The sequence below is a fragment of the Pseudomonas sp. Hp2 genome (assembly GCF_006386585.1).
Classification (GTDB): Bacteria; Pseudomonadota; Gammaproteobacteria; order Xanthomonadales; family Xanthomonadaceae; genus Pseudomonas_S; species Pseudomonas_S boreopolis.
In genome coordinates, this window is the sequence record NZ_VAHJ01000001.1 from 206,380 (window position 1) to 218,640 (window position 12,261).

A 12,261-nucleotide genomic window follows, 5' to 3' on the forward strand; every position below is an offset into this window, starting at 1 on the left:
CGCCGGCCCGGCATCGCTCCGGCGGGAGCGGCTTGATTGGAAAACGACCATTTCCTAATATGCCGGGCATGCCTGCCGCCGCTTCCACCCGCCTGCCCGGCCGTCCGCGCGAGTTCGACTCCGAGCTGGCGCTGGAACGCGCGCTCGAGGTCTTCCGCGAGCGCGGCTACGGCGGCGCCTCGATCGCCTTGCTCGGGCAGGCGATGGGATTGACCACCGGCAGCATCTACAAGGCCTACGGCGACAAGCGCGCGCTGTTCCTGGAAGCCTTCGAGCGCTATGTCCAGGCGCGCGCCGCGGATTTGCGGCAACGGCTCGAAACCCGCCGCAGCGGCCGCGAGCGGATCGCGGCCACGATCGACTTCTACCTGGAATTCTCGCAGGGGATCGAAGGCCTGCGTGGCTGCCTGGTCGCCGGCAGCGCCGCCGAGGCGCGCACGCTGGACACCTCCATGCAGGCCATCGTCGCCGACGCGCTGCGGCGCAACCAGGCGCAGCTGGAAGAGCTGGTCCGCCAGGGCCAGGCCGATGGCTCGGTTCCCTCGCGACTCGTTCCCGGCGACGCGGCCCAGGCCCTGCTGGCGTTCCTGCTCGGCCTGCGCGTACTCGGCAAGGCCGGACACCCGCTGCACGGCGATGCCCTGCGCGGGCTGGCGCTGAAGATCCTCGACTGATTTTTCGCCTAATTTGGAAACTAACGTTTCCTAAAATGGAGATCCCCATGTCCGCGCAACCTTCCCATCCCCATACCCCCGAGGGCTTCGTCCATCGCCATGCGCTGGTCGACGGCCTGCGCCTGCACTACGTCGAAGGCGGCCGCGCCGACGCGCCGCCGTTGCTGCTGCTGGCCGGCTTCCCGGAGAGCTGGTACGCGTGGCGGCACGTGCTGCCGCTGCTCGCGCCGCATCATCGCCTGCTCGCGCCGGACCTGCCCGGCCAGGGGGACTCGGACCGGCCGCTGGAGGGCTACGACACCGCGGCCCTGGCGAACGCACTGCACGCCCTGGTGCGCAAGCTCGGCTGGGGGCGCCACGCCGTCGTCGGCCACGACGTCGGCGCCTGGGTCGCCTATGCCTATGCGGGGATGTTCGCCGCCGACGTGGAACGGCTGGCGTTGATCGATGCCGGCATTCCGGGCGCCACCTTGCCGGACGCGCTGCCGAGCGCGCCCGAAGTCGCCTGGAAGACCTGGCATTTCGCCTTCCATGCCCTGCCCGACCTGCCCGAAGCGCTGCTGGCCGGGCGCGAACGGCTCTATCTGGAGTGGTTCCTGAAGCGCAAGGCCGCCGATCCCGGCACGTTTTCCGCCGCGGACATCGACGAGTACCTGCGCGGCTTCGCCGGCATGGGCGCGCTGCGCGCCGGCCTGGGCTATTACCGCGCCGCCGGGCGTTCGGCCGAACAGAACCGCGAGCGCGCCCGCGCCGGCAAGTTGGCCGTGCCGCTGCTGGCGATCAGTGCCGACCAGGGCTCGATCCGCGACATGGCCGCGCCCTTGCGCGCCTGCTTCGAGCACGTGGAAGCGGCGACCATCGCCGACTGCGGCCACTACGTTCCCGAGGAACAGCCAGGGGCGCTGGCCGGCCTGCTGCGGGATTTCCTGGAACGCCCGTTGGGCGCGTAGGCAGCGGGCGACCCGCGGCTCAGCGTGCGGGCTCGGCCGCCTCGAAGCGCCGCATCGCCTCGGCGACCAGCGCCTTGGCCTCCGCCGCGTCGCCGAAGCCGCGCAGCTCGACCGGGTTGCGCCCTTCCGGCAGGTCCTTGTAGACGCGGAAGAACGCCTCGATGCGGTCGCGCTCGACCTTCGGCAGGTCGGACAGATCGCGGATGCCGGCATAGGTCGGGTCCACCTTGTCGGTCGGCACGCCGACGATCTTCTCGTCGCGCTCGCCCTTGTCGATCATGCGCAGCACGCCGATCGGGCGGAAGCGGATCAGCACGCCCGGATGCAGCGGCTCGCGGGTCAGCACCAGCGCATCGAGCGGATCGCCGTCCCCGGCCAGGGTGCGCGGCATCGACCCGTAGTTGGCCGGATACGCCACCGGCATCGACTGGAAGCGATCGACGTAGACCAGCCCTTCCTCGTTGATCTCGTACTTGGTGAAGCTGCCGGCGGGGATTTCCACCGCCAGGTTGACCTCCTCCGGTGCGGCCTTGGGCTGCGCGGCCAGGAACGGATGGCGGATGAAGTCACCTGCCAATGCGGCAGGCGCGGCGAGCGCCAGGGCCAGCAACAGCGGACGCAAAACATGGGATGTGCTCATGGCTTCTCTCGGCCTCTATTGCTGTTCACCTGTGGGAGGGACTTCAGTCCCGATGCTGTTGCTGTTGCTCGTGATTTGCCCAGCGCAGGGTAATACCTCCTCGCGCGGCGGCGCGCCAATCTTTGCTGCCCCCCCCATTTTCCTTGCGGCGCGCCCCTCCGAAGCGGCGGAGACGGCGGGAAAAACCCGAAGGGCGACGTGCATGGGCTCGCCGGAAGAGGCGAAGCACTGCTTCGCCCCGGCGGGCGGGCATTCGCCGCGCGGCGAATGCCCCGGACTCGGCCGCGTAGCGGACGAGCACGTCGTTTTTCGCCGCGACAGGATGCCGCGTCGAAAAATCCCGCCGGCACCGCGAACCCGCAGCGCAGCTGCGGGCGCGAAGGCGGGGTGTGCTTGATCAGCCGTTCGGCTGCTGTGAAGCGCTTCTTTGGGTTACTTTTCTTTACGCGGCACATCCTTGTGCCGCGCCCTTCGGGCCGGCTTCGCCGTGCGGCGCCGCTCCTGCGGCGCGCGTGCACAAGCAAAGAAAAGTGACTCGCCGCAAGGCGAAAACTTTGGCTATTGCTTTCAAAAAAGAGAAGCCAAAGCCACCCTCATCCGCCCTTCGGGCACCTTCTCCCGTAAACGGGAGCAGGGAAAGCAGCTCCGTTATTCACTATCGAGCACCGCCAGCAAACCAGCAAAGCTCGTCGGTGCCGAAATCCTCCTGCGGAAAGAATCAGATCAGGGCAGTCCACACCGTCCCCACTCACTCCCAACACCGATCCGCCCGCCCCTTCGGCGAAACCGGCCGTGCACAATCGCGCGGCGCGATGCGGCCTTCCTCGTGCTCGACCAGGCGCTTGTCCGCGCCCTCGCGGACCAGCTCGAACGCATCGTAGAGCCGCCCCGTCGCGGTCCGCGACTCGTAGGCCAGCCGCTGCGGATCGATGCGCAACACCTGGTAGAGCTGGGTGTCCTCGCCCACCGGCTTCATCGTGCGGCGCGCGAAATCCGACAACCGGTACTGCTTGGGCCCGGCCACCGAAACGATGAACACCGGCGTGGACGTGCTGCCCTCGTCGCTGCGGCGGCCATAGGTATGGTCGTGCCCCTGCAGCACCAGGTCGACCTTGTGCCTGCGGATCACCGGCAATACCTGCTCCACCAGCCTGGCGTTGTCGCGCTCGGCGCGCGGCGAATAGAACGGCTGGTGGATCAGCACGATCGACCACGGCAGCGGATTGCCGGCCAGCACCTTGTCCAGCCATGCGGCCTGCGCCGCGCCGGTGCCGAGATCGAGCGCCGACGTGCCGTCGAGCACCGCGATGCGCACGCCCTGGTAGTCGAACCAGTAGCTGGTGCGCTGCGTTTCCGCCGGCCCGTTGCGCGGCAGGGCGAACGCCACCGGCCAGTGCCCGCCGAGCACGCGCCGCTCCTGCGGCGTGTCCTCGAACTCCTCGTGGTACTCGTGGTTGCCCGGGGCCGGCGCGACCGCGGTGCCTTCCAGCAGCCAGCGCCCGGCCTCGAACCACTCGCCCCACTCGCTGTCGTCCACTCCGTCGCCGCCGCTGACCAGGTCGCCGGCGAACAGCGCCAGCCGCGCGTCCGGCGCGCTGCGCCAGGCCTGCCGGATCACCCGCGAGACCAGGCTCAGGTTCTTGTTCTGGGTATCGCCGAAGTACAGCAGCGTCAGCGGCGCCTCGGCGCCGGCGGCGGTGCGGAAGTGTTCCCACGGCCCCCAGGTGCCGTTGCCCTGCACGCGGTAGGCGTACAGCGTGTCCGGTTGCAGTCCGTCCACGTCGGCGCGGTGGTGGTGCGACACGCCGTTCTCGCTCTGCAGTCCGACCGTGGTGGCGGCGATCCGGCGCGGCGTGCCGAGGTCCGGCGAATCGCCGGCCGGCACGAGCTCCAGCTGCGGGCGGTCCACCGACGCGTCGGTGCGCCACATCACCGCGAAGCCGTGCGCGGCGTCCTGCGCCGGCGATGCGACGATGCGGTCGGGAAAGCCGCTGGCGGCATAGTGGCGGCTTCCCGGCGGCACCTGCGTGTTCGGCTCGGCCGCCGGCGCGGCGTGGCCGAGCACCGGCACCAGCACCAGCAGCCACCGCGCCCATCCTCCCTGGCGCACCGGCCTCATTGCGCGCAGGTCCTGAGCTTCAACGCCTTGGCCACGTCGCGCCAGTCGAAGGCCGCCACCGCCTGGTCGTCGTGCACGGCGTAGAACACGCCCTGCGGGAAGCGCGCATCGCCCCGCATGTCCATCCACACGCCGTCGGTATTGGCGGTGACCTTGCCGGCGAAGGCGCCCACGTGCGCCAGCGTCTGCCGGTCGAACACGTGGAAGACGCTGCGGTCCTTGAATTGGTCGGTGCCGATCCAGTAGCCGCTGCCGTCTGAGCAGGCCTGCAGGGCGATGCCCTCGGCCTGCGCCTTGTACAGGCCGGCGCCGATGTCGCGACCGCGGTACTTGCCGTCGGCCAGCCCGTACTCGCGCAGCCGGGTGCCGGTCGCCACGTCCTCTTCGGCCAGCAGCAGCCGGTCGTGCGCGGGGTCGCCGAACACCGATTCGGCGATGCGGATCGCGCCGGCTTCGCCGGTGTCGCCGAAGGTCTGCACCAGCGCGGCCTTCCAGCCCCTGCCCTCGGGCATCAACTGGTAGCGACGGAAGCGGCGGCCGAGGTCCGCCAGCGGCGGCACGGTCTTCTCGTCGGCGCCCAGCATGTAGTTGTCGCTGACGACGACCTCGATGCCGCCCTCCTTCTCGCGCGCCCACAGGCCGTAGGGCTTGGCCAGGTCGTCGGCGCCGAAGGTCAGCACCGAGGCGAAGTCCGGCAGCGAGAACATCTGCACGCGGTGGTTGTCGCGCTCGACCACCAGCACGCGGTCGCCGACCACGGCCACGCCGTTGGGCCGGTCCAGCTGTCCCGCCGCGCCGCCCTTGCCGCCGACGGTGCGCAGGCGTTCGCCGCTGTCGCCGTCGAACACCACCAGTTCGCCGCTCTTCTTGGCGGTCGTGATGACCCAGCGCTTGCCGTCCGGCGCGGTCCAGCTGGCCGGCGAGTCGAGGTTGTCGGCCGGCGCGGACGCGGTGACGAAGGCCTCGGCCACCACCTGGTGCGGGACCTTGGCCTCGCCGAGCAACGGATCCTTCCCGGCCGCCTCGTCCGGCTCGCGATCGCCGGCCGGCGCGGCGGTCGGCGCTTGCGCCGGCCCGGGCGACGGCGCCTTGCAGGCGACGACCAGCCCGCAGGCCAGCGCAAGCGTTCCCAGCCGCAGCATCGCAGCGGCCGCCATCACAGCTTCACCCGCAGGCCGACCGCGTAGGTGCGGCCGTATTCCTCGTACTGCTGCGTGTGCGAGCGCGTGCCCTGGTAGCGTTCCAGCGGCTTGTCGAGCAGGTTGGAGGCGTCGAAGTAGAGCTGCACGTTGTCGGTGACCTGGTAGCTGAGGCTGAAGTCGAGCTGGGTGTTGGGCGCCACGTAGATATCGTAGTCGCGGGCCTTGCCCAGTTCGTCCAGGTACTCGCTGCGGTACACCGCCGAGGCGCGCGCCGAGAAGCCGTTCTTCTCGTAGCCCAGGAACGCGGTATAGACGTTCTTGGAAGCGCGCGGCAGGGGGAAGTCCTCGTCCTCGCGGCCTTCCAGGCCCGGGTCGAAGTCGGTGTGCAGCCAGGTGCCGCTGGCGCCGGCCAGGAACCCGTTCCAGCCTTCCGGCAGGAAGTCGAACTGCTGCTGCCAGTTGAACTCCGCGCCGTACACCTTGGCGCTCTTGCCGTTGATGGCCATGCTCACGTCGTAGCCGGCATAGGCCGGATCGTTGTCCACGACGGTATCGACGATGTAGCCGTCGATCGACTTGTGGAACAGGCCCAGCGAGACGATGCCGCTCTTGCCGATGTACTTCTCGAACGACAGGTCGGCGTTGGTCGACTCGTACGGATCGAGGTTCGGGTTGCCCAGCGACACTTCCTCGTCGTCGTTGTTGATCGCCGCGTGCGGCGCGATCTGGCCGAAGCCGGGCCGCGACACGGTCTTGTTGACCGCCGCGCGCAGCGCCCAGTCGTCGCCGCCGTTCCAGCGCAGGTGCAGGCCCGGCAGCACGTTGGTGTAGCTGGCGCTGGCCTCGAGCGGGCTTACCGCGAACGATTCGCCGTCCTCGGTCACGTCGATCCGGTAGCCGGTCGCGTTGAAGCGGGTGTTCTCCACGCGCACGCCGGCGATCACGCGCAGCGCGCCGATGTCCCAGGTCCCCATCGCATAGGCGGCCAGGATGTCCTCGCGCGAGGTGTAGTCCTCCGACAGCGCGCTCACCGCATTGCTGCCGACGTCGCCGTCGTCGGCGCTGTACAGGCCGCCGGACTGCGCCCAGTAGCGGCGCATCGCCGAGGAACTGAGCGCCTGCCCGAGGCTGTTGCCGCGGTGCGACGGCGGCGCCACGGTCCAGTCGGCCAGGTCGATCTTGGGCCCTTCCGACAGCTCGGCCTCGTTCTTGTCCACGTCGCGGTCGCGCCAGCGCCCGAGCAGGCCGAACTTGTAGCTGGCGTTGTCGTCGTCGAAGCGAACGTTGACCTTGGCGCTGTACTCGTCGTCGTCGGTGCGGCCCGGCGCGACCACGAACTTGTCGAACTTGTAGCCGTCGTTGGACACCCACTCGTCGCTGGACAGGCCGATGGCCGGCATCCGCCCGGTCTGGTCGATGTCCGCATCCAGGTCGTCGCCGTCGTACTTGAAGCGCGCTTCCTTCTCGTCGTTCACGCGCTCGCGGGTCTTGGTGTAGCCGGCCTGGTAATCCACCACCGCGCCGCTCAGGCGATGCTCGCCGCCGAAGCTCGCCGCCAGCGTGTCCTGCTTCTTGGTGCGGTAGCGCACCCGCTTGGAGAGCTTGTCGACCGGCGCCGAATAGGTGCCGTCGCCGTTGGCCTCGATGTCGTCCGGCTCGAACGAGATCACCGTGTTCTGGCGGGTCTCGGCATCCTCGAAGCTGCTGAACAGCGTGCGCAGGTAATAGCGGTTGTCCGCGTCCGGGCGCCAGTCGAGGTTGAGGTTGGCGCCGATGCGCTTGCGGTCGATGTAGTACTTGCGGCGCTGCTGCTCGACCATGACCAGGTCGCCGTTGTCGATCTCGTCGTACTCGCCCTCGGTGTTGTCGGACTGGAACTCGCGGTCCTGGTAGTTCAGGCCCAGCGCAATGCCGAAGGTATCGTCGGCGAACAGGTCGCTGTAGTTGAACGAGGCCTTGGGGCTGGTCTTGTCGCTGAGCTGCTGGTGGTTGGCCTCGACCTTGGCGCGGATGCTGCGGCCGTCGCGGTCGAACGCCGAGGCCGACTCGACCTGGATCGCGCCGCCGATGGAGTCGCCCGGCATGTCCGGCGTCGGCGACTTGACCACCTTCAGGCGCTCGGTCGACTCGGACGGGATCACGTCCATCGGCGCGGCGCGGTTGTCGCTCTCGGGCGTGCCGATCTCGATGCCGTCGACGCTGACGCTGTTGAGCGCCGCGTCCAGGCCGCGCACCACCACGAAGCGGCCTTCGCCTTGGTCGCGGGTGACGCTGACGCCCGGCAGGCGTTGCAGCGACTCGGCGACGTTCTGGTCGGGATAGTCGCCGACCTCGTCCGCCGACACCGCGTCCAGGATCGCATCGGACTCGCGCTTGAGGTCCACCGCGCGCGCCTGCGCCTCCAGCTGCGGCCGGACCTCGACGCGGTCCAGGTCCACGGCGGCGCTCGCCGCCCCGGTGGCGGCCTGCGCGGTGGAGGCGGAGGCCGCCGCGGCCAGGCCGAGGGCGATCGCCACGAACAATGGATGCTTGGTGTGCACTGCCGGATTCCCCATGTCGGTAAAAGAAAGGACCCGCGCACGTGGATGTGCGCTGCTCTTGTGACGGATTCACAAAAGATGGGCAGGCAACGTATTTCCGACAGGTTTCATGCCAGTGACATTCCGACGTGTTTTTAACGCCGTTCCGACGCCGCTCCGACAAAGGAGGCGTTTCCGGCACCCGGCGGCACACCTAGATGACACCCGGGTGACAGCTGGCGGCAGGAGGCGCGCCTGCGGCACACTGTGCGCACCCCCACGCCAGACAACCCCATGAAGATCGTCGAAGTCCGCCATCCCCTCGTGAAGCACAAGATCGGCCTGCTGCGCGATGCGGAACTGAGCACCAAGGGCTTCCGCGAGCTGGTGACCGAGCTGGGCACGCTGCTGGCCTACGAGGCCACCGCCGACCTCGACACCGAAGCGCACACCCAGCAGGGCTGGGCCGGGCCGGTCCAGGTGCAGCGCATCGCCGGCGCCAAGATCACCCTGGTGCCGATCCTGCGCGCCGGCCTCGGCATGCTGCCGGGCGTGCTGGCGCTGATCCCCGCCGCGCGCGTCAGCGTGGTCGGCCTGCAGCGCGACGAGGAAACCTTGCAGCCGGTGCCCTACTTCGAACGCCTGACCGGCCGCCTGACCGAGCGCGACGCCCTGATCCTGGACCCGATGCTGGCTACCGGCGGCACCCTGATCGCCACCATCGACATGCTCAAGCGCGCCGGCGCCCGCCGCATCAAGGGCATCTTCCTGGTCGCGGCGCCGGAGGGCCTGAAGGCCCTGGAAGCCGCGCATCCGGACGTGGAGGTCTACACCGCCGCCATCGACGAGCGCCTCAACGAGAAGGGCTACATCCTGCCCGGCCTGGGCGACGCGGGCGACCGCATCTTCGGTACGCGGGTGGAGTGAAGCGGCAGGCCCGGGAAAAACATCTTTGCCCGCGCTTGGCTCCATCAGGCGATTTGCGGCTTTTTCGCGGCTTTTTGCTTTTTCGCAGGAGGGACTTCAGTCCCGACAGGGGGCCGGAAAGCCCTGCCGGGACTGAAGTCCCTCCCACAACGGCATCCGGTCCGAGCAGGCTCGTCGCTTCGCCGGGCTGGGTCCCGGCCCCGAGTCCTGGCTCTCCCGGCAAGGCCCGTCGGGACTGAAGTCCGTCCACAACGGCGCTAGGCCCGGGGCAGGCTCGGCGCCTTGCCGAGTCCCGGGCCCCAGGTCCCGTCTCTCAACGCGTCAACACCTGGATCGCCGCGCTGACGTACACCAGCGGCGCGTTCCAGTTGATCGCCACCTCGTTGCTGGCATAGCTGCACGCGTCGTCCAGGTACGACAGCGCCGGCAGGCTGGACGGATAGGCCGCCTTGCAGCCCGCCGCGTCCTGTTGCCCCGGCTGCGGCCCGCCGGCCAACCAGCCCGGGACCGGATCGGCGATCCCGTCGGCCTCGGAAACGCGATGATGGATGTGCATCGGCGAGCGCAGGCCGATGCCGGTGACGAACGACAGGCCCAGCGGATTGCGCCCCAGCACGTAGTCGAGCTGCGACTGCGCCGCATCCAGGTAATCGCGCTGGCCGGATAGCCGGTAGCCCTGCAACAGCATCATCGCCTGGTTCAGCGCGATCGCGTTGCTGCCCCAGCGGAAGTCGTCCTCGCTCATCGCGATCCGCCACGGCGACTGCCGCCACCGCGCGGACAGCCTCGCGGCCAGCCCGTCGACCTCGCGGACGATGCGTTCGCGATCGGCGCGTGCCGTCAGCCGCTCGCGATGCTGCGCCAGCGTCGTCCACGCCAGCCCGGCGACGTTGCCCCACGACGGCACGCTGGCCGGCACGTCGCGCGCGGCGAACGCATCGTAGAAACCGTCCTCGCCCGTGGCGACGTACAGCTCGGCCGCGGCCCAGGCGAATTCGTCGTCCAGCTCGGTATCGTCGTAGCCGCCGGTATGCACGTCCGGCGGCTGCCTGTAGACCGTGTCGGGGTGCCGCTGCGCCCAGGCCCAGGCCTTGCGTGCGGCGTCCAGCATGCGCGCGGCCTGGCCCGGGTATTGCTTCTCGAAAGGGGCGTAGATCCGGCTCGCGGCGGCCATCACCGCGGCGAAATCGAGCGTGGCCGCGGTGCCTTTCATCACCACGTAGCGCTGCGCGCGCGCCTGCTCGGGCATCACGTTGCCCTCGAACCGCAGCGTGGTCAGCTTGTGGTACACCCCGCCATCGGCCGGGTCCTGCATCGCCAGCATCCACTGCAGGTTCCACCACGCCTCCTGCAGGATGTCGGGCACGCCCGGCGCGTCGTCCGGGATGCCCGCCTCGAGCGTCCGGAAGAACTGCGGATAGTGTTCGTGGGCGGCCAGCAGCGTATAGGTGCTGATGCCCGAATTGACCACGTACTTGTTGTAGTCGCCGGCGTCGTACCAGCCCTTGGGCGCGGAGATGGAACTGCCCTCGGGCCGCGCCGCCGAGGCCGCGGACGCGTGTATCCGCACGTCGGTATCGGGATGGCCGGCAGCGCGCGCGAAACGCCCCGCGTGGCGCTGCGGAAGATCGGTGCTGGCGCGATTGAAATAGAAGGCCTTCAACGCGGCCCGGGCGAGCGGCACGTAGGCCTCCGCCGCCACCGGGAACGGATCGGACGGAGGCAGGCCCTCGACCCGCACCCGGTAGCGGCCGGGCTTGTCCAGGGCGCTGAGGTCGGCCACCTGCGCCGCCTGTCCTGCCGGCGCCCATTCGAGCGGCGGCGACAGCGTCCCGCGCAGGACGACGCGCCCTCGCGCATCCTCGACGCTGAAGGCAGAGGCGGCCGCCGCGGATCCCGCCGGCCGTCCGACCACCGCGAGCTTGTGCGATCCCGGCAGGAAACCCAGCTGGTCGAGATGGATGGGCGCCGCCGCCGGAGACCCGGCTTCGGACGACTGGGCACTCCACGGCATGCAGCAGGCGACGAGCGCGAGGAAAGCGATCCGGTTCATGCGCCGATACTGCCGCCGCCCCTGCCGGCCAGCAAGATCGTGCCGGTTATAGGCGGCGCGCGCGGCCGAATAGCCGCGCCGGCTAGGCCGCCAGCGGCCGGGCGCGCAGTTCCTGGACCTCGTGCGCCGTGGAGAAACGCCCCTTGTCGTCGCGCACCACCTGGGCCAGCGCGCACGACGGATCGTGGGTGAAGAACAGGTGCACGTTGCGCGCGAGCTTGTCTTCCAGGAACTCGCGCTTCTCGTCGATCAGCAGCTCCGCGTTGCGGTCGTAGCCCATCGTGATCGGCAAGTGCACCCACGAGCGGCCGGGAATCAGGTCCGCGCAGAACGCCACGCCACCGTGCGCCCGCCCCTGCACCTGTTCGGGCCCGACGATCTCCGACAGCATCAGCCCCGGCGTATGCCCATCGCTGAAGCTGAAGCGCACCGCCTCGCCGAGCACGCGCGAATGCGGGCCATCGACGATCTCCAGCCGCCCGCTCGCTTCGAGCAGGTCCTGCAGTTCGGGAATGAAGCTGGCGCGGTCGCGCGGATGCGGATGCCTGGCGCGTTCCCAGTGCGCGGCGCCGACCAGGTAGGTCGCATTGGGGAACAGCAGTTCCGGCGCGCGCCCCTCGGCCCACGGCGCGAGCAAGCCGCCGGCATGGTCGAAGTGCAGGTGGCTGAGCACCACCACGTCGATGTCCTCGTGCTCGAACCCCGCCTCGCGCAGCGATTCGATCAGCACGTGGTTCTCTTCCTGGATGCCGTAGCGCTCGCGCAGCCTGGGCTCGAAGAACGCGCCGACACCGGTCTCGAACAGCACGGTCTTGCCCGCCAGCGGACTGGCCAGCAAGGCGCGGCAAGCCAGTTCGATGCGATTGGCCTCGTCCGGCACGGCCCACTTTTCCCACATCGCGCGCGGCGCGTTCCCGAACATCGCACCGCCATCCAGCTTCTGGGTATTGCCCCGTATCGACCAAAGTTTCATTTGCAAATCATCGGGGATTCGGCGTTAAGGATTTGGAAGCAGGCTGGGGATTCGGGATTCGGGATTCGGGATTCGGGATTCGGGATTCGGGATTGGGGATTGGGGATTGGGGATTGGGGAAAGCATCCTTGCTTGGGCCAGGCGGTCAAGCGACCTGCCGCTTCTTGCTGCTTCTTGCTTTCCTGTGGGAGGGACTTCAGTCCCGACAGGCTTTACCGGCCAGCTGTCGGGACTGAAGTCCCTCCCGCAACGGCCCCGGAGCAG

9 protein-coding genes are annotated in these 12,261 nt (G+C 69.3%); 3 read left to right on the plus strand and 6 right to left on the minus strand.

What is annotated here, in order from left to right; genetic code table 11:
• Positions 1–68: 68 nt before the first annotated feature.
• Together FD678_RS00880 and FD678_RS00885 are read left to right on the plus strand one after the other, a co-directional pair.
• Positions 69–674, plus strand: coding sequence for a TetR/AcrR family transcriptional regulator (locus FD678_RS00880; protein ID WP_140718729.1), 606 nt, complete (start codon positions 69–71; stop codon positions 672–674).
• Positions 675–721: 47 nt separating this feature from the next.
• Entirely contained in the window at positions 722–1,624 is a 903-nt protein-coding gene (locus tag FD678_RS00885) for an alpha/beta fold hydrolase (RefSeq protein ID WP_218569406.1), read from the plus strand.
• 19 nt (positions 1,625–1,643) lie between these two features.
• Here the strand turns inward: FD678_RS00885 and FD678_RS00890 are convergent, their stop codons facing one another.
• The 4 genes from FD678_RS00890 to FD678_RS00905 all read right to left on the minus strand — a co-directional run bounded on the left by FD678_RS00890 (position 1,644) and on the right by FD678_RS00905 (position 8,065).
• Entirely contained in the window at positions 1,644–2,264 is a 621-nt protein-coding gene (locus FD678_RS00890; RefSeq protein WP_140718731.1) for an inorganic diphosphatase, read from the minus strand.
• A 748-nt stretch (positions 2,265–3,012) separates the two neighbouring features.
• Positions 3,013–4,383 (minus strand): purple acid phosphatase family protein, encoded by a 1,371-nt coding sequence (locus FD678_RS00895; RefSeq protein WP_140718732.1) that lies wholly within the window; start codon positions 4,381–4,383, stop codon positions 3,013–3,015.
• A complete protein-coding gene (locus tag FD678_RS00900) occupies positions 4,380–5,540 on the minus strand; it encodes a phytase (RefSeq protein ID WP_218569407.1) in 1,161 nt (386 codons plus the stop codon). Before FD678_RS00900 ends, FD678_RS00895 begins: the two co-directional genes overlap by 4 nt.
• Positions 5,540–8,065 carry a TonB-dependent receptor gene (locus FD678_RS00905; protein ID WP_177497489.1) on the minus strand — a complete coding sequence of 842 codons (2,526 nt, stop codon included), beginning with the start codon at positions 8,063–8,065 and terminating at the stop codon, positions 5,540–5,542. Before FD678_RS00905 ends, FD678_RS00900 begins: the two co-directional genes overlap by 1 nt.
• A 273-nt stretch (positions 8,066–8,338) precedes the next feature.
• On the opposite strand from FD678_RS00905, the gene upp reads away from it, so the two are divergent.
• Entirely contained in the window at positions 8,339–8,971 is a 633-nt protein-coding gene (gene upp / locus FD678_RS00910; RefSeq protein ID WP_140718734.1) for a uracil phosphoribosyltransferase, read from the plus strand.
• Between the two features lie 313 nt (positions 8,972–9,284).
• Here upp and FD678_RS00915 read toward each other — a convergent pair whose 3' ends face one another.
• A complete protein-coding gene (locus tag FD678_RS00915) occupies positions 9,285–11,024 on the minus strand; it encodes a glycoside hydrolase family 9 protein (protein WP_140718735.1) in 1,740 nt (579 codons plus the stop codon).
• Positions 11,025–11,106: 82 nt separating this feature from the next.
• Positions 11,107–11,997 (minus strand): MBL fold metallo-hydrolase, encoded by an 891-nt coding sequence (locus FD678_RS00920; protein ID WP_140718736.1) that lies wholly within the window; start codon positions 11,995–11,997, stop codon positions 11,107–11,109.
• Positions 11,998–12,261: the final 264 nt, after the last annotated feature.